The sequence below is a fragment of the Methylobacterium sp. P5_C11 genome, from assembly GCF_054049775.1.
On the sequence record NZ_JBFULS010000050.1, the window covers coordinates 21502 to 42654 of the forward strand.

A 21153-nucleotide genomic window follows, 5' to 3' on the forward strand; every position below is an offset into this window, starting at 1 on the left:
GGGGGCGAGACGGCGGGTACGTTCGGGGACGCATCTGTGCTCACAGGACTGGTTCTTACCTCGCTGGGAAGGAAACGGTTGTCACTTTGGTCAAGCAGGGAAGAAACCACTCTGGGCGGACGAAATTTCGAAAGACGGATCCATTGAACCGAAGGCGATCAAGCGCGACTTTGCCATTCATGAACACTGGCTCCAGCATACGCCCCGTGGCGACGTTCGACCCATTTGGCGAGCCTGTCCCCGAGGGCGTCATCAGCGTCTGCACGCGCGATGCCGGAGACCGGACGGCCCGCCGCATCGGCGGCGCCGTGTTCTGGAGCCTCGCCCTGCTCATCCTAGCCGGCCGGGTCTATGCCTACGACATGCCGGGAGTAGCCGCGCAGGTGGCTGCCTACTCCACGCAGATGGTGGCGATGCGCTGAGGTGCGTCCTCAGTATGCGTCCGTGAGATATGAACCGATCGCCTTGGCGTCCGCCTCTTCGATCGGCGCGCGGTAGACCTTGATCATCTTGGTCACCTCGGAATCCCAGAACGCTTTGCCCTTCCGGGGCGGCTGCATCGCAATGTAGTCGACCGAGTGACAGCCCAGGCAATTGGCCTGCGCCGCCTCAAGCCCGGCCTCGTGGCCCTTGAGCGGCTTGAGCTGAGCCGTCGGCTCCGGCAGCGCGTAGGCCTTCGGGGCAGCATGCGCCGCGCTGGAAATGAGCACCAGTGCGGTCGCGACCGATCTAACGACGAACATCGAAAAAGCCTCCTTAGGTCGCTTGGATGTGAGTGGTCTCGACCACGTTGCGCATGTAGCCTGCCGGGTTCCAGCTCGATTCCATCGGCTGGCTGGTCCCGTTGTTACCGGTGGCCTTGACCCGGACAGCGTGCGCTCCGGCGGAAAAATCTACGGCAAGCGTCCAGGGCCGGAAAGAATAACGCCCGAGATCCTGGCCGAGCTTGGCCGGTACCCAACTCTTGCCGTTGTCGATCGAGACTTCGACGAGTTTGATGCCAGAGCCGCCGTCGAAGGCGATGCCACGAAGGTCTGCGGTGCCGGCCTTCACGTTCGCACCGTCGGTGAGGTTCGTGACGAAGGAGCGGACGTTGAAGCGGCCGATCGGCACGGTCTTGTCCGACGCCTTGCCGGGCTCGGTACAGGCGCACGCATTGTCCGGGATACGGTAGGCGGTCTTCATCCAGAACCCCTCGAACGGCTTGTCGAGCACGGTGATCGCGTTGAGGTGCTTGACCCAGTAGGTGCCGTAGTAGCCCGGCACGACGAGGCGCAGCGGGAAGCCGTTGAGCCAGGGCAGGTCCTCGCCGTTCATCGAGAGCGCCAGCATCACCTCACCGTCGTTGGCGTGATCGATCGGGAGCGCCTTGGCGAAGTCCGGTGTCTCGGGGATCACCGGCCCGTCGAGGCCCTCGAACGAGACCTGCACCGCGCCTGCCTTCACCCCGGCCTTTTCGAGCACCGCTTTCAACGTCACCCCGGACCAGCGGGCGTTGCCCATGGCTCCGTTGGCGAGTTGCCCTCCCGCCATCCGCGGCTCGAAGAACCCTCGGGAATTACCTGAGCACTGGTTGACCGCCACGATCTCGGTCTGGGGCATCGCCTTGAGCGCGGCGAGCGAGAGACTGAGTGGCGTGTCGACGAGGCCCTTGATCTCGAGTCGGAACGCGTCCGGGTCGATCTCGGTGGGAATGTCTGCGAGGTGATAGCGTACGAAGAACGCGTCATTCCTGGTGATCACGCCCTCGTCGAAGACCGAGAACGGCGTCTCAAGTTGCGGTGGCCGCGCAGTCATCTGTAGCAGCGGCCGTTTGCCGGGATAGGCCACGAGGTTGCGCTCGCCGTTGCCGAAGGGGAGGGTGACCTCGTCCGCCAGGGCGGAGCGGCCTGCTAGGGCCATGGCGCCCGCGCCGAACAAGACATCGCGCCTCAGCATTTTCTCGGTCCTCCCACGTTCTTGTTCAGGTCGCCGCACACCACCAGACTACCTTCCAATCCGACCCGTCATTCCGGAACGCTGTAGCTCAGACCGGAACGCTTATGTCGGAGGTGTCGAATTGGCGAACGAAGCATCAGCTCCGCCTAACCCCCCGAGCCCGAGCCCGAGGATCCGGTCGGCATTGCGCCAGAGTGCTGCGTCGAGTGCCGCCTCCGACAGGCCGAGCGCGCGGAAATCCTCCACGCCCTGGCACATCGGCCGGAACGGGAAAGACGAGCCGAACAGGAACTGGTCCTTCATCGGGCCGTTGGCCGCCTCGATGTAGAGCTTCCCGCCCGCCGCAAACGTATACATGTCCGGCGAGACATAGACGTTCTCATTACGGAACGCGACGGTGACCATGTCGGCGACGTTCGGATAAAATCCATGGCAGCAGACCAGCGGCAGCTTCGGGAACGTCCTAGCGACGCGGTCGACGGCGAGCGGATCGTTGAGCCGCAGATCCGGCGTGGTCGGACCCGACATTACGAAGGCCGGGACCTTCAGCTCCTGGCACAGCTCGTAGAACGGCATGAGACGTTCGTCGTCGGCGCGCATGCCCTCCGCGTAGAAGCCGGCATCGAGGTTGATCGCTTTGAACCCCAGCTCCGTCACCGCGCGCCTAGCCTCGGCCAAAGCCGCGTCGCGGCCGAGTTCGATTGGGTCGACTGAGGCGATGCCAATCAAACGCTTGGGATCGTGCCTGGCGACATCGGCTAGCGCATCATTGGAGATCCGAACTCCCGGCACCGAGCGAGCGACCATGATCGCTACGTCGATCCCAGCGCTGTCCATCTCGGCCTCGAACCCCTCTACGCTCATGCCGCGGGTGAAGTGGTCGATCTCGTGGTCGTGGGTGCCGACCCGCTTGTTCAGCCAGCGCACCACCCCGTAGGACGGCGTCTGCGGCTCGGCGCCGAAGAAGGCGTGCAGAAAGGTCGGGCGGCTGCGCATGTCTACGACGGGCATCTTTTGTGACTCCACGGTAGGGAAGCGGGATCGGCGCGCGACGTCTGGGCGCGCCGCCTGGATCGAACCTCAATGGGAGACGGCTTCGAGCACCTTGCCCCGGGTCTCTACGCCCAGCGTGAGGACGAGAATTGCGGCGATCAAAAAACCGCCCGCGCCGACCTGGAAGGCGGTGGCTGGGCCGTAATCCCGCACCAGCACCGGCACGATCATCGGCCCGAGGATGGCGCCGATCCGCCCGAAGGCCGAGGCGAAGCCCGCCCCAGTCGCACGCGCGCGGGTCGGATACAGCTCTGGCGTATAGGCGTAGAGGCAGCTCCACATGCCGAACATGAAGAACTGCATGATGAAGCCTGAGACGAACAGCCAGGTCTGGTCGACGGCATTGCCGTAGAAGTAGGCTGCCACCGCTGCGAAGATCAGGAACGCCGCCGTCGTGGCCTTGCGTCCGACTTTCTCCAGCATCAGTGCCGCGGTGAAGAAGCCCGGGATGCCGCCGACCGTGATCAAGGTCACGAAGCCCACCGAGCCGACGATCGAGAAGCCGCGCTCCTTAAGCAGCACGGCGATCCAGGAGTTGAGCCCGAAGAAGCCGATCAGGGCAAAGAACCACATCCCGAAGGCCATCACCGTCCGTAGGCGGTACTCGGGCGAGAACAGTGTCGCAATCGGGTTCTGGTGCGGCACGGGCGTGGAAGCCGCGGCCGTGATAGAGGGGGCAACCGGCGGCAGCGGTTGGCCAGTGGCGCGCTCGACCTCGCGCTCCATCATAGACATCACCGCATCCGCCTCGGCATGGCGACCATTGTCCGCGAGCCAGCGCGGTGACTCCGGCATGGAGCGGCGAACCACGAGCACAACCATCGAGAGTAGACCCACGATGGCGAACGCCCAGCGCCAGCCGAGATAGGGCAGCACGAAGAAGCTGATCGCCCCCGACAGCACGTAACCGATCGCCCAGAAGCCCTCCATGAAAGCGATGTACTTGCCGCGCACATTGGCTGGCACGATCTCTGAGACCATCGCTTGGGCCACCGGCGCCTCTCCGCCGACGCCGACGCCGATCAGGAAGCGGCAGACCATCAAGGCAGTRAGGCTCCAAGCAGCAGCCGCGGCGAGGCTGGCGAAGCCCCAGACCAGCATTGTGACCTGAAATACGGTCTTGCGCCCGAACTTGTCCGACGCGGTGCCAGCGATCACGTTACCGATAAGCTGGCCGGCAAACGTCATCGCCGCAAGCTGTCCGGCCTCGGTAGGGGTCAGCCCGAAGGCGACGACGATCGAACCGAGCAGGAATGTCAGAAGCGCGACATCGACTTGGTCGACAAGCCACGCGGAGGCGATGATCGCGAAGATCTTCCGCTGGTAGCCCGACATCGGCAGCCGTTCAAGGCGGCCGGCAATGTCGGTTGTGGCCGCCGCGGCGACCCGATCGGAAGCGGTCAGTTCGATCCCCGTCCCGATCGGAGGGTCAGTGGCAAGGCGCATGGTGGTCTCTCCCTAGACGCTGCTCCACGGACGCCCAAGGCATTTGCCTTCGGCCTTCATACGGCTTGTTGAGGCTGCAAGCCCTCCCGCCTCCCCAATGGAGAGGTCGGCGGTCATGCATCATTTTTCTCTGTTTCGCTTTCTAGACAGCTCGAATTTCTCTCATATTACCCAGAAATAGTAAATGTAATTCTCTTTTGCGCGGATAGCACTGAGTTATAACTTTCAACCTCCATCTCCTGCGTTTCTTCTCCGCCTTCGCGCAGACGAACATTTCTCGCGGGCGTCCGATGAGCCGAAAGTCAGTTAACCTGCCATCTCGAGAGGTGCACGCGACTTCGAGCTACAGGGGAGGGAGGTCGGTTGCTCGATCGGGGTTCACGCGGCGCCCGGCTAACACGTGAGGGGAGGCACTTTTCCGGCACGCCAAGACACTGTTCGCGATGGAAAAGGCTGCCGGGCGGCTGCGACGCCGGAACCCGCGGCAAAGAGGCAAGGAGAAAGCGGCGTCGGTCCGCGCCGCGGGTGGCGAAGATGCCGTTGCGACAGAGACAGGCTTCGTCCTCGATTGAGCACTCGGGAGCGGGCTGAACCGGCATCGTTTCCTCGGTCTCTAGTTCAGACCTGAACCGGATGCAGTAACTGATGATCAGAGGCCTTACGCCGGCCGATGCATGCTAATGGTCGATATACTCTTGCTAAAAGTGCTCACGCTCCGATCCGCGGTCTCAGCTAAGGCCAAGGCCTCGGATGAGCAGGACGGCGATGGCGAGGAGCACGGCGAGCGAGGCGGTGACCGCCAGCGTCACCCGGCCGCCGACCTGAGCCAGCACACGCACGTCAACACCCAGGCCCAGCGCGGCCATCGACACGATCGTGAGGAAGCCGGCGAGCCGAGAGGCCGGCAGGATCCAGGCATCCGGGATCAGCCCTAGCGAGCGCAGCGTGGCAAGCGCCAGGAAGCCGAGGATGAACCACGGCACCAGCTTAAAGAAGCCGGGCCGGCCCGGGGCGGCCTTGCCCGTGGCTCCCTCCGCTGGCAGGCGCGGGGCAATCAGCGACAAGGCCAGCACCACTGGTCCCAGCAGTAGCACCCGCACAAGCTTGACCAGCGTGCCCACTTGCGTGGCGAGCGGGCTCACCGGGAGCGTCGCGGCCAGCACCTGCGGTACTGCGTAGACGGTGAGCCCCGCCAATACGCCGTACTGGTGGTCGTTGAAGCCGGCGAACGGCACGAACAGGGGCAAGCCGAGCACCATCAGCACGCCGAGCACCGCCGTGAACGCGATGGCGGCCGCCACGTCCCGGCTGTCGGCACCGATGACGGGCGCCACCGCGGCGATGGCCGAATTGCCGCAGATCGCGTTGCCGCAGGCGATCAGCAGCGCCATGCGCACCGGCAGGCCCAGGGCGCGGCAGATGGCGCAGCTCGCCAGGATGGTGAGCGCCACCGCCCCGATGATGCCGGCCAGGAGTGCAGGACCCGACGCGACGATCGCCCCGAGGCTCACCGAGGCTCCGAGCAGGGTGACGGCCACCTCCAGCACCTGCTTGGCCGAGAAGGCGATCCCGGCCTTGAAGCGCGCGTCCGGCATCCAGACGGTGCGCAAAGCCGTGCCGAGTAGGATGGCGAGGACCAGGGCCTCGACGTAGGGGTGGCCGGTCAGGTGCTCTTCGCCGACCTGCAGCGCCTGCGCCGCGCCGGTTATGACGAGGCACAGAAGCAGCCCCGGCAGGAGGCTACCGGCCGCTCTGGCCCAGGAGGATCCGGGGGCGCGGTTGGCGGGTGCGGCTCCCGCCGCGACAGGGCCGGCAATCCTAGCGGTCATGGGGTGGCCTCCCTGTGCGGCGGAAGCTTTCAGTAAGTCGCGCCGAGATACGCGGAGATCGCCTTGGCCTGCTGCTCCTCGATCGGCGCGCGGTAGACCTTGATCATCTTAGTCACCTCTGCGTCCCAGAACGCTTGGCCCTTCTTCGGCGGCTGCATGGCGATGTAGTCGGCCGAGTGGCAGGTCAGGCAGTTCTCCTGCGCGGCCCGGAAGCCGGCGGCGTGCGGGGCCTCCGGGGCCGGCCGGAACTGGGCCGTGGGCTCCGGCAGCGCATAGGTCTCCGGCGCAGCGCGCGCGGCTGTTACGGCCAGGGCGGCCGTGAGCGCGACGGCCGCGGCGGGCAGCACGATGGACCTGATCATTTCGATCCTCCTCAGGCCGCTGTGACGCGGGTGGTCTCGACGACGTTGCGCATGTAGCCGGCGGGGTTCCAGCGCGGCTCCATTTGCTGTGTGCCGCCATTGTTGCCCGTCGCCCGCACGCGCAGGGCGTGGGCGCCCGGCGTCAGGTCGACCTCCGCGGTCCAGGTGCGGAAGGCGTAGCGGCCGAGATCCGGGCCGAGCTTGGCCCCGCTCCAGGTCTTGCCGTCGTCGGCCGAGATCTCGACGGCCTTGATGCCGGAGCCACCGTCGAAGGCGATGCCGCGCAGGGGCAGGCGGCCTGCCTTCACCTGCGCGCCGTCGGCCAGGTTCGTGAGGAACGAACGGATGTTGAAGCGGCCGATCGGCACCGTCTTGTCCGGCGCCTTGCCGGGTTCGGTGCAGGCGCAGGCATTGTCGGGGATGCGGTAGGCGCTCTTCATCCAGAAGCCCTCGAAGGGGTGATCGAGGACGGTGATGCTGTCGAGGTGCTTGACCCAGTAGGTCCCGTAGAAGCCCGGCACGACCAGGCGGAGCGGGAAGCCGTTCAGCCAGGGGAGGTCCTGCCCGTTCATGCCCCAGGCCAGCATCACCTCGCCGTCCCGGGCGTGGTCGAGGGTCAGCGCCTTGGCGAAGTCCGGCGTCTCGGGCAGGACCGGTCCGTCGAGGCCCTCGAAGGACACCTGCACGGCGCCGGCCTTCACGCCGGCCTTGTCGAGCACGGCCTTGAGCGGCACGCCGGTCCAGCGGGCGCAGCCCATGGCGCCGTTGGCGAGCTGGCCGCCGGCGATGCGCGGCTCGAAGAAGCCGCGGGAATTGCCCGAGCACTGGTTGACCGCGACGATCTCGGTCTGCGGCATCGCCCTGAGGTCGGCCAGCGTGAGGGAGAGGGGCCGCTCGACATGGCCCTTGACCGCGACGCGGAAGGCCTGGCGGTCGATCTCGGTGGGAATGTCGGCGAGGTGGTAGCGCACGAAGAACGCGTCATTCGGCGTAATCGCGCCCGCGTCGAACACGGCGAACGGCGTCTCCAGCTGCGGGGGGCGCGCGGTCATCTGCAGCAGTGGCCGCTTGCCCGGATAGGCCACGAGTGGCCGCTCCCCGTTGCCGAAGGGCAGCGTCGCCGTCCCTGCGGCATCGGCCCGGCGCAGGCCGAAACCCGCACTGGCGAGTGTCGCTGCAGCGGCGCCCTTCAACAGTTCGCGTCTCCCGAGGTCCATTTCCAACTCTCCATTTAGAAACAAAAGTCGGGTTCCGGCCATCCGCCCGGCTCTCAGGTCACTGTCGTTATCAAGTTTATCGGTCGATTGTTGCTGCTGTAAATTACAACCTTTTCTTTCATGCCGCAGATAAGTCGGCCAAGAACATGGACAATTTCGGGCCACCCGTCACCCTGATCCCCCTCACGAGGTCTTTACCTGCGAACCTGGCAGGTGCCGGATAAGCGATTTGAAACGGTCGCCGCTCGATCCGGGATCTGATGCCGGATCTGCGAAGCGGCATCCGTTCCGTTCGGCCAGGAGAAACGTTCGGCCCGTGCGCTCCGCACTCCGGTTAAGACGCAGGATGCCTCGGGAGCCAATACATTTTCCCTTGGAGCTCATAGGCAGCCATTATCAGGTTGCATGCGTTGTCGCGGCGACAATGCGCGATCTGCGGAGGGGACATGTTCATTGTGCAGTGCCGTTGGACTGTCGGCCGCGTTAGAGGATGCAGGCCTTAGGCCCTGGCTTGGTGTTTGGACGCGAGCCGGTCGCACAGGTGCCAACCATGCGGCCGCCTCAGGAGTGGGATGAAATTGATGTACGCGGCGATCGCAGAAGCACTCACCATCACGTTCGGCTTTGCCCTAATTCAGCGCTTTAGAGCTTATCCCAAAGCGACGGCCGTCGCTCTGACGGTCGTCATCGCGACGCTGATTTTCACGATCGGAGCGGTCTTGGATCAACACCTGATCGGCGAATTGTGCACTTCTGGGGRCAAAGCTTACTTTCCACACCCGTATTGCAACGGGCTCGAGAGCTACTGAGACGGCGCCCGATCGCGGGATTTTCTCGGAGGACGACCGTGGATCCCGAACCCATCGCGCGAGTGATCGGGATCCACGGCCAGGCACGACGAACCAGATCGCGAACCTCGGAGCGGTGACGAGGGAGCGACCTCGGTGCGTCAGCCAGCTTTGCTGACTGTATCTGGAGCGATGCCGGGGTTGCTACGGCGCAGAGATTCGGGTCCGAAGATGTAGGCGAGCAACGCGCAGAGCAAGACTGCGCAGGAGTACTTCATAGCGTCCCCCATCCCGCCCTCGGTCACACTGGCAAGCCAAGCGATGCCGAGCGGCGCGAAGATCGACGGGAGCCGGCCGATGGCGACCGCAGTTCCATAGCCCGATCCGCGGATCTCGGTTGGGAAAAGCTCGGCGACATGCACCATGCCGATGGCCCAAGATCCTCCTATTCCGCCGAACGCGAGCATGCCGGCGAGAATGAAAAGGGGAATGGAAGCGGTCGAGAACATGACCCAAAGGGCCGCGCTCAAGGCCAGAAGCGTGATCGAGCCCGCCAGTCTCCGGCCAACGCGATCTGAGGCCATCCCACAGATGATCGAGAAGGCGAACATCGAGAGATTAAACAGCCCGAGGGTCGCAACCGCCGTAGCCGTTGTCATCTTGAGCGTCGTGACCATGAAGGGTACTGCAAACACTGTCTCGGCGTAGTAGATGCAGGCCAGCGAGACGTAAATCAGCGATCCCCAGATAAGGTTGCGCCGAATTTGCGGGTTCTGCTTCATGGCAGCAGTGAGAGAAACACGTTCGCGCTTGGCTTCCTTCAGCTTGGCCATCGTGGCGACGTAGGACGGGCTTTCCTCGAGCTGGAGGCGGACGAAAAGGATAACGACAGCCGGCAGGATCGCAAGGAAATACATTGCGCGCCAACCCAGCCAATCGAGGATCAGCGCTGAAACGCCGGCCGCGTAGACGACGCCAATGGCATAGCCTGCGAACATCCACCCAGCGCCGAGGCCGCGGTTCTTGCTGTCCCAGGACTCGACGACATAGGGAACGCCGACGGTCAGTTCTCCGCCGCCGCCGACCCCAGTGAGAAACCGGCCGAGGGCGAACGAGATCGGGCCGGTCGCGAAGCCGGTCAGGGCCGTCACGCTCCCATAGGCGAAGATCGAGAATCCGAGCGTCTTCCTGCGGCCGATCTTGTCGCCCAACATCCCGAAGACGCAGCTGCCGAGCATGTAGCCCGCGATGAAGATCGAGCCGATGGCGCCCATCGTCTGAACGCCGACCCCGAAGTCCAGCGCGATGAGAGCTAGAGTCATGCCGTAGATGTTGATCGCATAGGCATCGAACAAATAGCCGAGCGTCGCCGCCAGTGTGATCGTGTTGCGGGCCTTCTTCGTGATCTGAGGCTCTTCGAAGGGAATCTCGTGCGCTGATGTTGCCGAGCCAATTGGAACAGCCCCCTCGGTAATGACCCCGACACCTGACGACATAACGTTCTCCTCCCAGTTTATGTTAGCCGTTTGGTTGCTCGATCTGACCAACAGCAAGCCCCATCGTCACAACTCAGCCACAGCGCGCTCTGCCAGTCGGACCCGACCGCTGGTCTTTGGTTTGGCGTAAACCTGATTGTCGACCGACCGTTCGACGGTCTCGAGTCCCTGCCAGAGCGAGCGTTAGAGCTCCCAAATCGCGAGCACAAAGTTCGATGCAAACCTCCATGTTGCAGCGCAAAGACGTCGCCCTTCGATGATTGGCCGCTTATCACCGCTGCGGCTAATATTTATTTGGAAGTTAGCGATAGGAGCTGTCTATTAGTTTGCCCGCGCAGGGGTTCGATTGCGCGCGAGCGCCCTGCAAACGGCAGACTGCCGGGCGCTCACGCGTGAGTAAATTAGGATCGGGCTATGGGCCGATCCGAATTTTCTAATATTTTCGCGTTCCGAGCGAGAACAGACTGGTCACGTCCTGCGGACATCGGTCCGGCAACAGATCCATCGGCTCGACCTACCAGGCCAGCTGAAACGTCTCGCCGTTCGCGAAACTCAATAACGAAGGCAAACCGGGAGGATTTGAAGTGGCAGATGGAGGCAAAAAACCCATCGTCGACATGCGGAGTCGGCCGGCTTTTCTGCACAAATTTTTTGGTTCAACACCGGATACTCCGGAATATGGCGTCGTCCGTTGGCTCAACAAACGCGTCGGGAGCCGGGATGTCGATCACTTTACCCGTGCCCGCGATGCGGCGGGCTTCGTCGCCGAGATGGACGAAGCGGGCATCACGGCGGCCGTGATGGTCGCCCGGAGTGTCCCGGGTGTGCGGGTTACCAACGACGCACTGGCCGATGTGGCCGCCACGGCTCCGAAGCGGCTTCTGGGCGTGGCGTCCGTCGATCCCGTGGAACTCGGCCCGGACGGCGCGCTCGAGGAAGCGACCCGGGCCATCCGGCAGCTCGGCTTGACGGGCCTCAACCTCGATGCCGGCTTCTACAAGGAGCCCCTCAAGGCGCATGACGATCGTCTGATGCCGCTCTACGAGCTCTGTCAGACCCTGGAGGTGCCGGCCTTCATCATGTCGGGGCCGACGACGCCCGATCTCGCGTTCAACGATCCGTTCGCCGTCGATGTGGTCGCGAAGACGTTTCCCAAGCTGAAGCTCGTGTGCTCACACGGCTTCTACCCTCGCGTGCATGACATCGTCACGGTCGCGTTCCGGAACGAGAACGTCTTCGTCTCTCCGGACATGTACACATTCTGTCCCGGCGGAAAGCTGTACATCGAAGCGGCCAACGGCTTCATGAAGGACCAGTTCCTGTTCGGAAGTTCGTATCCGTTCCGGCCGATGCGTCAGGGTGTCGATGATTTCTGCAACCTCGGCCTCTCGGCGGAAGCCTTTGCGGCAGCGACCTACCTGAACGCCGGCCGCATCTTCGGAATGAATTTCGAGCGATGAACCGTCGTCCCTGAACTCAGCGCGCGCCCTGCAGGCCCGGCACGGGGACCTGGGGGCGCGCGCATCGCGCTGAATAGGGAGTCGAAACCATGGCGGAGCCTAAGCCTTTCCATCCTGACGTGAACGATTTCCGGAAGTTCAACGAGGCGCAGCATCAGGTCCACAGCCTCCTGCAATGGGTGGCCCGCGTCGAGAACAGCTACGGGCCCGACGCGGGAACGCGGGGGTCGGTCAGGCTCCGCTGGTGCGACGAACGACGCGCCATCAGGACCCACGGCCTCGCTGACGGCCTGGAACTCGAGCTCCGCGTCGCCGAGATGGTCCTCCAGTTCCTCGAGGACGGACAGCCCTCGAATCACGCGTTCTCGGCGGAAGAACATTCGCCGGCGCATGCCGAGGCATGGCTGCTGATCGAATTGCTGCACAGAGGGGTGGACCGATCGAAGTTCACGAAGAACCTCCCCTATGACGCGTCCCAGCTTCTCTCGGGCGATGGCCAGGACTTCAGCCCCGAGCAGTATCGGGAGGAGTTGACGCTTCTGGCCGAGTGGATGTCGCACGCGGCGCATGCGCTTCGGAGTGCCGATCCTCGGCAAGGCGGCGCGACCGACAGCGGAATCCTCGTTCGGCCCGAGGATCTCAGCATGGAGCTGGAATGCGCGACCTGTGTCGTTGGCTTCAGGCCCGTGGGATCAGGTCTGGACGAGCCGCATTTCTACGTCCGTGGATGCGACGGCCAGAAGCGCCGGAGCGAGGACGTTGTCGCGGCCTCGCAGATCTTCAGGCATGCTGAGGGCGCCCAGCTCGAGGCCTTCGTGCGCGGCCACTAAGACCGCACCGAAAGGCGTCCGTCCTGGCTCCCCGGATCTCGTTGTCCGGCGAGCCGGTCCCCGATCTCGGGCCCGGCTCGGTTCGTGTGCGATCCCCGGCGGCGGATCCTGATCGGTCCGGTCAGACCCGCTCGGATTTCTGCGGCAGGCCGAAGCTCGGGCAAGCCAGGGGCGGGAGCGTGGCGTTCCAATCGGGGGCCGGCACGTTCGACGTCCGGCTCAGGATCTGGTCCAGGCCGCCGCGCTTGTTGAGGTTCTTCACCGCGGCGACCAGGGCACTCGCGATCGGCGTGAGAAGCTCTCTCTCGGACCAGTACAACCCGACATCTTGGCTCACGACCGGATCCACGAGATCCAGAGCTTTGGTTCCCGGATGGAGACCCGGCATGCGGGTGAAGTGCTCGGGGATGATCGTACAGAGGCCTCCGAACTGCACCTGAAACATCAGGTGCAGGATCGACTCGGATTCCAGCTTGGGCTCGGGGTTCAGACCGATCTTGGCAAAGACGCTGTCCACGAAACGGCGTTCATGCATGGACGGGCGCAGCATCGCCAGAGGAAGCCTCGCAGCCTCGTCCCAGCCCATGGTCGTGCGGTTTGCGTATTCCGGAGTGTCCGAGACCAGGATGCAGCTCTTCTCGGTGTAGATCTTGATCGTATTACGTCGCCCGAGTTCCGCCTCGTCGAGGTATGTCAGAGCCGCATCCAGAGTGAAGTTGTTCAGCCCGACCTTCATCGCGTCGTGGCCGATGAAACGGACATCCATCGCGACGTTCGGATGCTTCTGTCGGACAAGCTGAAGCAGTACCGGCAGGACGGGCGACATGGAGGGCATCGCCCCCATTCTCAACCGTCCGGACAGATTGGCGCGCATCTCCGCGATCTCGTCGCGCATGGCGTCGCAATGCCCGACGACTTTGCGCGCCCACTTCGCGACGATCTGGCCTTCGGCCGTCAACCCGTGGAAGCGTTGTCCGCGCCCGCGAAGAAAGACCGGTACTCCGAGTTCAAGTTCAAGCTGTTTGATGCCCACCGAAAGGCTCGGTTGAGTCACGTGACACTTCTCGGCTGCCCGGCCAAAATGTTCCTCGTCGACTACGGCCAAGAGATAGTTGAACTGACGCAGGAACATTGGCGCTCCGCCCTATCGGCACTCTTTCACATCAGCCCCGCAGCCGCTGCATTATAATGCTACATGGTGAGGAGCGGAAAGTAAAGCTATCCGGGCGAGGGACCGCGCCCGCGTGGTCCCAGAGGGCAGGACTACGCCCTAGCGAAACGCCAAGGTCGCGGCCATGATGCAACTGGTCCCCAGGAGGACGGTCGCGGCCACAGTCCGAAGCGCCCTCTGTTCGATGCGGTGGGACACCCAGGCGCCGGCCGGGCAGCCGACCACGAGGCCTATGGTGAGAGCGATCGCGATCGCGTAGTCGAGCGAGCCGAAGAGCATCGCCCCCCCGGTCGCCGTGATCGCCACCGGGATCTGGATCGCCTGGCCCAAACCCACCGCACCGAGCACCGGGAAGCCGAGCCACATGAGAAGGGGCACGAGGACGAGCGGGCCGCCGGTTCCGGTTACAGCGGAGATCAGGCCGACCAGGCACCCGACCAGCATCGCGCTGGCGACGCCGAAGGCGATCTGCGGGCGCGGCGCGAAATCGGCCCGGCTCTTGAGGAGGCTGTGAAGGCCCGCACCGCCCGCGAGGCAGGCAATCGTCGCCTGGACGACGAAGGGATCGGCGGTCCGAACGATCCAGGCTCCGGTCAGCGCGCCGGGGACTGCCCCCAGGCACAGCAGCCCCGCGAGTTGGTTGTCGATCGACCCGTTCCGGCCGAACGCGAGCGTTCCGGCGAGTCCGGTACCGATATAGCCCACCATGGCCGCCGCCGCCGCCGTTCCGACCGGAACGCCGAGGGCGAGCGACAGGATCGGCACGATGATGACGCCGCCGATCCCGACACAGCCGATCATCAGGCCGGCGAGGGTGCCGACGAACAGCAGATTCAACGCGAGCGGCGTGGCGGCGGCGGCGAGCATGCGAGACTATCCGAACTTGTCGTACCGGATGCGATCCGGCGTGACTGTGCCGCTGCTGATGAGCGTCCGAAGGGCTCCATCGACCATCGGTGGCGGCCCCGCAAGGTACGACATCATCCTGTCGGTGAAGCGCCCCGCCATGGCCCGCCCGCAGACCTCATGCACCATGCCGGTGGCGAAGCGAACGCCCGGATGTGCGGCCTCCGTCGGACCCTGAGGCGGGGCCTCCGACAGAGCGATCGTGACTTCCAGATTCCCACGCGCCTTGTCCACGTACCGGCTGAATTGCTCGAGATAGAAGCAATCGTCGATCGTCCTCACCCCGAAGAACACGTAGCCCTTATGGGCATCGAAATGTCCCTCGTTCGTTGCCCGCTCGAGGATGGACATCATGCCGGCGATCCCGGAGCCGCCGGCCACCATCAGGAGATCGTGATCTTCATCGGGATGGAACGTGGCTCGGCCGAGGGGGCCGAAGACATCGACGGTATCGGACGCGACCGCGCGCTCGAAGAGCCAGTCTCCGAACCCACCCCCTGGCTTGCGTTTCACCACCAGCGAAAGGCGGCGGGTCCGGCGCTCGTAGTTCACCATCGAGTAGGCGCGCATACCCTCCAGGCCGGGGACCTGCAGCAGGACGAACTGCCCGGCGTCGAACACCATCGGTTCGGCGAGAACGACGTCGAAATGGAGGACGTCCGCGGTCAGCCTGTCGAGCCGCTCGATCCGGCCATTGTGGTGGGTCGGGCACGCGTGTCGCGGGAATCCTTCCACGACGTTGGCCGGAACCCGAAGGGAGCAATCCCCCAGCGGACGGGTCTGGCACATCAGGATATCGCCCTTCGCGGGCTTGATCTTCGCGTGGCCGGGCGCGTCCGGCCAGCCATTGGCGACCTCGCCCGAATCCAGGCGCGCCCGACAGGATCCGCAGGTTCCCGAGGCGCATTCGTAGGGCAGTGTGAGGTTCTGCCTGAGGCCCGCCAGCAGCAGGGTCTCGTCCCGGCCGCAATCGAACGTGACGGAACCCGCCTTGGACTGCACCTGTACGCGGACGGCGCCCGCCGACGCGGTCACCGCGCGATCGAGCAAACGACCGCCGCCGCTCAGCTCCGATGGCGACGCGTCCACGTCAGTTAAAGAAATCGTCGTCATCGTCGCCATCCTCGTCGAAATCGTAGGTGATCTCCCCGTCGATGAGGGCGAGAACCTTGCCGCCTTCCTGTTTGACCTCGTAGGTCTTCAGCTCCTTCTCGGTCTCGCCGATCATCGACAGGGTCTGGAGATCCCACGCCCACAGATGCTTCGTGCAGGTCAGGATGCAGTTCGCGATCACGCCGGATTCGGCGAGGGGCTCCTCCATGTGCGGGCAGATCGGCGGCATGGCCCTGAAGCCGGCGCCATAATTGGCAACGAGCACGGAAACGCCGTCGACATCGACCAGCTTGACGGCGTTGGTCCCGATGTCCGAGGCGTCGCACAGATACTTCCAGCCCATGTTTCCTCCGCGGAGCGCAGGTGGCTTCAATCCTGTTACGGCATTCCAAATAGACGGCGGGCAAGACTGGAACACAGGCTCCGGCTGACCGCCCGAAAACGGACGGCATCCGTCAGATCGGCCAATGCGACCCTTTGTCGAGGCGTCGGTTCTGAAGCCGGACCTCGCGATCGACGAAGATAGGACGCCCCTCTTCGATGCGGAATTTGTCGATGTACTTGCCGACGAGAAACAGCCTGCTCTCTCCCGAGTCGACATGCGAATTGGTGCCGTCGAGCAAATGTTGGTAGACGGCGACAGAGCTGACAGCCGTCGCATTCTTGCCGTCGGCATCGACCTCGACAGTGCAAACATTCGTGTGGCGACTGAGGGGCGAGTGATCGGTGTTGTGCTTGGGGAGGAGCTTGATCAGGCTCTCCATGTCTTTCCGGCTTCCCTGGAGATACGTCATATCTTGGCTGATCTCAGGACTGTACGACTTGATCGCATAATTAAAGTCGTCGGCACAGAGATCGAGCCAATCGTTCCAGCGTTGATCGTCCAAGTAGACGGTCGCTCGGCCGATCGCCTCGCGTACGGCGCTCGCAGCGTCCATGGCGAAACCCTCCCGTTTGTCTTTGTCTGTCGTCGAGTCTCTCGCGTGTGCCGGGCAGCGGCCCCGGTTGGGTCGCCGCCCGGAGATCGTCCGCTATTCCGCAGCCATAAGTTCTCGCTCGGCGAAGACCTTGTCAGGATCATTTGGCATGCGGTTCATCCAGCGGCCCCACTCGTCGTAGTAGTGCCGCATGCCGTTCTCATCGTGGATCGTCTGGTTCTCCTGACGGCCATGAAGTATGCGGCGGGGCTCCGAGCCCGGTCGCATCGTCGTGCCCTGACCCTGCACGCCGATAAGATCCTCGTGCAGGTTCCGGCCGAACGGCCCCCAGATGGAGTTGTGGTGATTGATCCGGGTCTGCCGATCTTCCTTGCTGTCGCTCTTCAATCCCAGGCCGCGGAACTCGATCATGAGCTTGTTCGGGCCTAGCGGAGTAACCGTGTCGCACCGGAGCGCCGAACCGCGCAGGTTGAAGTTCATGCCCGGGAATAGGTCGATCATGTACCATTGGTTCGGCGGCAGATGCGGGAAGGAGAGCCCAGCCCGGCTTTCAAACCCCTCATACTGGTCGTAGTTCACCTCGAACGTACCGACCACGATGTGACCGTTCTCGAAAGCTTCGTTCTTTCGAGCGAAGTACGCGTCGTTGAAGCCGGTGACACGGTTGTGATAGTGCATGAAATCGTGATAGAATTCGCAATTCGTGTCGTGCCAAAGCTTGTAGTTCGTTTCCACAATAGCCTTGTGGTAGTGGAAGACTTCGAGCGGCTCCGCCTCCAGAGTCTTGCGCAGGCATTCGAACGGCTTGCCCGCCCAATCTTCGAGTGAGACAGGATTGTCGTCGAGGTTAACCCAAACGAAGCCACCGAACTTGACCTCGCACCGGAGGCGGCGAAGACCGACGTCCTCCTTGCGAAGGCGGTCCTGATATCCCTCCTTTTCGCGGCTCACGTAGACGCAATTCCCCTTCATGTCGAACTGCCACGCATGGAACATGCAGGTCATACGCTTGGGGTTTCCGGACGGCTGGGGTTCGAAGAAGCTTCCCGCCGGGCGCCGTTCGATGATCATCCCGCGATGGGGGCAGACATTTAGGAACGCGCGGATCACGTTGTCCGGGCCGCGGCAGACGACGACCGGTTCACGCGCTATGCTCGTGGTTCGGAAGTCGTAGGGCTTCGGGAGTTCGGATTCGTGACAGACGGGGATCCAGGTCTTCTTGAAGATCTTCTCCATCTCCTCCTCGAAGATGGCCTCCTCGGTATAGATGCGGCTGTCGATCCACTCGCTGCTCTCCAGGGGCGGATTTGCGGTCCACTGACTGTGGTTTCTTGCAGGCATCTGGTCTCCTCCCAGTACAGCCACGTCACGTGTCACTGTGGCGGGCTTCTCACGCCCGCCACCAAGTGATCGATGCCGTTAGCCACGAGGGCGGGCAGAAGATCGTCCTCGTGAAGCGAACGATGTACGTACGCGCTCATAAGGACAATGCTCTCTGCACTCACCCGGGGCGCCACAGCACTCGGCTTAGGATGGACCAGGGAAGCAGCGGCCGATAATTGAATCTTTTTATGGGCTCATAGATCCGGCAGGCGACAGGACGTAGATCTGACCGGCTGGTCACGCGCCGAAGGAGGGCGTTCCGGAGTCCGGCCTCCAGAGGAGGTGACACCCGAGAATCCGCCCGATCCATTCTGAAGCGGAACGGCGGCGCTGGGGGATCGTGACGGCCTCAGCGCAGGGAACGGCTCCGGCGGGGTCAGTCTAGGCGGCGCCTACGCACTACCGTGAGCACGAGGGCCGTCGCCGCGGGCGCGAGTGGCGCGAACATCGCGCTCAGAACATTGAGCCTGCTGCTGCGCGGCAAGCTTTTGCCTGTCCGACCACTCTGACTGCCATAGAGGGGGTGGGCCGTACACCCGCTCACCAGACCGCTCTTCCGGCTACGCGGAGTGCGGACACGTCGTCCTCACCCCCGGACAATCCTGCGCAGACATCCCGGTGACCGAACTGTTCACTCCTGCCAACGGTTGCGAAAGCCCCGACGCTCTTCCGGTCCGGCGAGCCCTAGTGCTCTGACGCCAACAAAGCGTACACGAGGTAGCGCGCTTTTTCGAAGCGATAGCAGCAAGTTAGCGGGCAAGCACGAGATGCGTTCGTCGGCGTCTAGGCACTAGGCCCAAGCTAAGCGACAAGCTCAAAAATGACCTCCTCCGAGCCCGGCACGCTCCCCAGTCTCGCAGTGGTCGTGAGAGCGGAATTGTGGCCACAGGTCGGGGTTATCGACGCCGGCGCCTATCCGGAGGCGGTGTTGCAAAGGTTCTGCACTGCCGGTGTCTTCGAGCAACACCCTGAAGCTGCTCTACCTGGTCTTGAACCACTCCGAGAAGGCGTGGGAGATGGCCCGCGTGAGTGGGTCATGGCCAAGGCGCAGTTCGCCGTCTTCTTCGGTGAGCGCTTTACCCGTGCCATGGCGGCCTGATGTTCAACCCGCCGCACCTACACAAAATTTCCGACAGTCCCCAATGACGTTCCGCAAGCAAACAGCTAACGCAGCCATTGCGCCATGACCACGCAGGTCAGGACACCGAGCGCAGCCGCGATAGTTGGGCCAGTAATCACTTCTCCCAACAGCAACCAGCCCCAGGCCAGCGAAAGAACAGGCTGCGCGAGCTGAAGCTGGCTGATCCGCGCTACGCCGCCGAGAGATAGGCCGCGATACCAGGCAAAGAAGCCCGCATTGCTGACCACGCACAAGTAGGCGAAACCAGCCCAGGCAGCGGGTGTAATGTGTGCAAGCAGGACGACATCCAGCTCTATCAGTGTGATCGGCACCGTGACGGGCAGTGCCAAAATGACGGCAATGCACATGACCTGCACGCCCCCCAACTCCCGAGCTAGCGCGCCACCCTCGGCGTAACCCAGCGCGCAGAGCACGACCGCAGCGAGTAGAAGCGCATCCGCCCACTGAAAGCTGCCCCCTCCTTGCACGAAGACGAAGCTGAGCACACACGCGACGCCAGCCAGAACAGCGATCCAGAACCGCAGTGAGGGGTGCTCTCCTGCGCGAAATACCGCCATGACTGCGGTGGCTGAAGGGAGCAGGCCTGCAACGACGACGCCATGTGACGCGGGCACGTGAGTAAGGGCGAGAGAAGTGAGCAGCGGAAAGCCCAGCACGACCCCAACTGCGACCACTGCGAGCCGGGGCATCAGTCGAAAAGAGGGCAACGGCTGGCGCATTATCACTAGCGTGAGCAAGGCTAGGACGCCAGCGACCGCTGCCCGACCGATTCCGACGAAACTGCCTGCTATTCCTCCAGCCACCGCTAGGCGGGTTACAGGCAGCGAGACCGAGAAGGCGAGCACGCCGACGCTTCCCCAGACCAAGCCTTTAGCTCGGTTTCGACTTGCGTCCGTCKTTACGCTTGACGAGCTGAGGAACGCGCGCATCGAAACGGAATATAGCCTTGAAGCCCAGATAGAAACCAGGAATTTCTGGCCTGAGTCTCGCACTGATCCGCCCCTTAGGAGTGGTTCTCCGTCAGGTTTGGTGGAAGGGTCAGCGTGACGGCTGGCTCGTGGCGAAGATCGTCTCCAAGGTACAGATCGAAGCATGACCTTGCTTTGCCCTCTGCCCGGCTGTCGCCTCGTCCCTGTCAAGCGCGCCGCCCTCATGGTCGCCGCCGAAACTCCACACGATCACGTTCGCTGCCCGACGTGTCGAACCGTGAGCACGTCGGTCCATAGCCGGTATCGGCGACGGCCCGCCGAACTGCCGGTCAGCGGCAAGGCCGTCCAGCTGCAGTTGGAGGTTCGGCGCTTCTACTGGCGCAACCCGGCTTGCCCCCGGCGCACCCGCTCCGAGCGGTTCCAGAAGCCGCTCAGCCGCCATGCCCAGCGCACGCGCCGCCTCACTGACGCGCATGCTCGCACCAGTCTCGCGCTCGGTGGCCAGCCCGCCGCCCGGTTGCTCGGGCATTTGGCTATGCCGACCAGCGCCACAACCCTGTTGCGGACGAAGCGCGTTTGCCGCTTCCGAACGCCGACGGCAGCACGTTATCGGCATCGACGATGGGGCGCTGCGCAAGGGCCGAACTGGACTTGCTTCAGTTCAGTGGGGAGCGGTTTGGTGGGCGATGCCCCTCTCGAACTGGGTGGGGCTTGTGAAGCCGAGTGCCGAGTGACGGCGTCGGGGATTGTAGAAGCCATCGATGTGACGGGCCAGCGCGGCGATAGCCTCGGCTCGCGTCTGGAACGCGGTGCGCCAGACCAACTCGCTCTTCAGCGTCTTGAAGAGCGTCTCGACCATCGCGTTGTCAAAGCAATTTCCCTTACTGGACATAGAGATCACGATGCCGCGGCCTCGTAGCTCCGCTTGGTACTCATTCGAACAGTACTGACTGCTGCGGTCGGAATGATACAACAAACTTGGTCCGGTTTGTCGGACGACAAGGGCACGTCGCAACGCAGCCGGTGCAAGTTCCTTGTGAAGGCGATCGCCCACCGCCCAGCCCACGACCCGTCGGGAGTACAGATCGAGGACCACCGCCCGGTACAGCCAGCCCGGTACAGCCAGCCCTCCCGCGTCCAGACGTAGGAGATG

19 protein-coding genes and 3 pseudogenes are annotated in these 21153 nt (G+C 63.6%); 6 read left to right on the forward strand and 16 right to left on the reverse strand.

Annotation, left to right across the window (positions count from 1 at the left end):
* The first annotated feature begins 206 nt into the window (after positions 1-206).
* Entirely contained in the window at positions 207-422 is a 216-nt protein-coding gene (locus tag ACXJKQ_RS21545) for a hypothetical protein (protein WP_457107737.1), read from the forward strand.
* Between the two features lie 9 nt (positions 423-431).
* Here ACXJKQ_RS21545 and sorB (ACXJKQ_RS21550) read toward each other — a convergent pair whose 3' ends face one another.
* The 7 genes from sorB (ACXJKQ_RS21550) to sorA (ACXJKQ_RS21580) all read right to left on the reverse strand — a co-directional run bounded on the left by sorB (ACXJKQ_RS21550) (position 432) and on the right by sorA (ACXJKQ_RS21580) (position 7845).
* Complete coding sequence (gene sorB, locus ACXJKQ_RS21550) at positions 432-743, reverse strand: SorB family sulfite dehydrogenase c-type cytochrome subunit (protein WP_457107738.1); 312 nt, start codon at positions 741-743, stop codon at positions 432-434.
* A 13-nt stretch (positions 744-756) separates the two neighbouring features.
* A complete protein-coding gene (gene sorA / locus ACXJKQ_RS21555; protein WP_457107739.1) occupies positions 757-1938 on the reverse strand; it encodes a SorA family sulfite dehydrogenase catalytic subunit in 1182 nt (393 codons plus the stop codon).
* Between the two features lie 102 nt (positions 1939-2040).
* Positions 2041-2949: an amidohydrolase family protein gene (locus ACXJKQ_RS21560; RefSeq protein ID WP_457107740.1), complete on the reverse strand. Its 909-nt coding sequence runs from the start codon at positions 2947-2949 to the stop codon at positions 2041-2043.
* 69 nt (positions 2950-3018) lie between these two features.
* Entirely contained in the window at positions 3019-4437 is a 1419-nt protein-coding gene (locus ACXJKQ_RS21565) for an MFS transporter (protein WP_457107741.1), read from the reverse strand.
* Positions 4438-5165: 728 nt separating this feature from the next.
* Complete coding sequence (locus ACXJKQ_RS21570) at positions 5166-6266, reverse strand: YeiH family protein (protein ID WP_457107742.1); 1101 nt, start codon at positions 6264-6266, stop codon at positions 5166-5168.
* A gap of 29 nt (positions 6267-6295) precedes the next feature.
* Positions 6296-6628, reverse strand: a complete 333-nt coding sequence (sorB, locus tag ACXJKQ_RS21575; RefSeq protein ID WP_457107743.1) for a SorB family sulfite dehydrogenase c-type cytochrome subunit — start codon at positions 6626-6628, stop codon at positions 6296-6298.
* Between the two features lie 11 nt (positions 6629-6639).
* Positions 6640-7845, reverse strand: a complete 1206-nt coding sequence (sorA, locus tag ACXJKQ_RS21580; RefSeq protein WP_457107744.1) for a SorA family sulfite dehydrogenase catalytic subunit — start codon at positions 7843-7845, stop codon at positions 6640-6642.
* A 581-nt stretch (positions 7846-8426) separates the two neighbouring features.
* On the opposite strand from sorA (ACXJKQ_RS21580), the gene ACXJKQ_RS21585 reads away from it, so the two are divergent.
* Positions 8427-8654, forward strand: coding sequence for a hypothetical protein (locus ACXJKQ_RS21585; RefSeq protein WP_457107745.1), 228 nt, complete (start codon positions 8427-8429; stop codon positions 8652-8654).
* A gap of 140 nt (positions 8655-8794) precedes the next feature.
* Here the strand turns inward: ACXJKQ_RS21585 and ACXJKQ_RS21590 are convergent, their stop codons facing one another.
* On the reverse strand, positions 8795-10129 hold the full coding sequence (locus ACXJKQ_RS21590; RefSeq protein WP_457107746.1) for an MFS transporter: 1335 nt from the start codon (positions 10127-10129) through the stop codon (positions 8795-8797).
* Between the two features lie 617 nt (positions 10130-10746).
* Between ACXJKQ_RS21590 and ACXJKQ_RS21595 the strand changes: the two genes are divergently transcribed.
* Complete coding sequence (locus ACXJKQ_RS21595) at positions 10747-11589, forward strand: amidohydrolase family protein (protein WP_457107756.1); 843 nt, start codon at positions 10747-10749, stop codon at positions 11587-11589.
* Positions 11590-11678: 89 nt separating this feature from the next.
* On the forward strand, positions 11679-12419 hold the full coding sequence (locus ACXJKQ_RS21600; protein WP_457107747.1) for a hypothetical protein: 741 nt from the start codon (positions 11679-11681) through the stop codon (positions 12417-12419).
* A gap of 121 nt (positions 12420-12540) precedes the next feature.
* Here the strand turns inward: ACXJKQ_RS21600 and ACXJKQ_RS21605 are convergent, their stop codons facing one another.
* The 6 genes from ACXJKQ_RS21605 to ACXJKQ_RS21630 form a co-directional block, all read right to left on the reverse strand.
* The gene (locus tag ACXJKQ_RS21605) at positions 12541-13551 is read right to left on the reverse strand and encodes a LysR family transcriptional regulator (RefSeq protein ID WP_457107748.1); all 1011 of its coding nucleotides are present in this window, start codon (positions 13549-13551) and stop codon (positions 12541-12543) included.
* Between the two features lie 138 nt (positions 13552-13689).
* Positions 13690-14457, reverse strand: a complete 768-nt coding sequence (locus tag ACXJKQ_RS21610; RefSeq protein ID WP_457107749.1) for a sulfite exporter TauE/SafE family protein — start codon at positions 14455-14457, stop codon at positions 13690-13692.
* Between the two features lie 6 nt (positions 14458-14463).
* A complete protein-coding gene (locus ACXJKQ_RS21615) occupies positions 14464-15618 on the reverse strand; it encodes a 2Fe-2S iron-sulfur cluster-binding protein (RefSeq protein WP_457107750.1) in 1155 nt (384 codons plus the stop codon).
* Positions 15587-15952, reverse strand: a complete 366-nt coding sequence (locus ACXJKQ_RS21620; RefSeq protein ID WP_457107751.1) for a Rieske 2Fe-2S domain-containing protein — start codon at positions 15950-15952, stop codon at positions 15587-15589. The genes ACXJKQ_RS21615 and ACXJKQ_RS21620 overlap by 32 nt, the downstream gene beginning before the upstream one ends.
* Before the next feature lie 112 nt (positions 15953-16064).
* Positions 16065-16547 (reverse strand): aromatic-ring-hydroxylating dioxygenase subunit beta, encoded by a 483-nt coding sequence (locus ACXJKQ_RS21625; protein ID WP_457107752.1) that lies wholly within the window; start codon positions 16545-16547, stop codon positions 16065-16067.
* A gap of 93 nt (positions 16548-16640) precedes the next feature.
* Positions 16641-17888: an aromatic ring-hydroxylating oxygenase subunit alpha gene (locus ACXJKQ_RS21630; RefSeq protein ID WP_457107753.1), complete on the reverse strand. Its 1248-nt coding sequence runs from the start codon at positions 17886-17888 to the stop codon at positions 16641-16643.
* 1010 nt (positions 17889-18898) lie between these two features.
* On the opposite strand from ACXJKQ_RS21630, the pseudogene ACXJKQ_RS21635 reads away from it, so the two are divergent.
* Positions 18899-19029: pseudogene (locus ACXJKQ_RS21635) on the forward strand (IS256 family transposase); the annotation flags it as partial.
* Positions 19030-19094: 65 nt separating this feature from the next.
* Here ACXJKQ_RS21635 and ACXJKQ_RS21640 read toward each other — a convergent pair.
* Positions 19095-20225: a DMT family transporter gene (locus ACXJKQ_RS21640; protein ID WP_457107754.1), complete on the reverse strand. Its 1131-nt coding sequence runs from the start codon at positions 20223-20225 to the stop codon at positions 19095-19097.
* On the opposite strand from ACXJKQ_RS21640, the pseudogene ACXJKQ_RS21645 reads away from it, so the two are divergent.
* Positions 20164-20647: pseudogene (locus ACXJKQ_RS21645) on the forward strand (transposase family protein); the annotation flags it as partial. The gene ACXJKQ_RS21640 and the pseudogene ACXJKQ_RS21645 sit on opposite strands and share 62 nt — an antisense overlap.
* A 14-nt stretch (positions 20648-20661) precedes the next feature.
* Here ACXJKQ_RS21645 and ACXJKQ_RS21650 read toward each other — a convergent pair.
* Positions 20662-21153 (reverse strand): annotated as a pseudogene (locus ACXJKQ_RS21650) (IS3 family transposase); the annotation flags it as partial.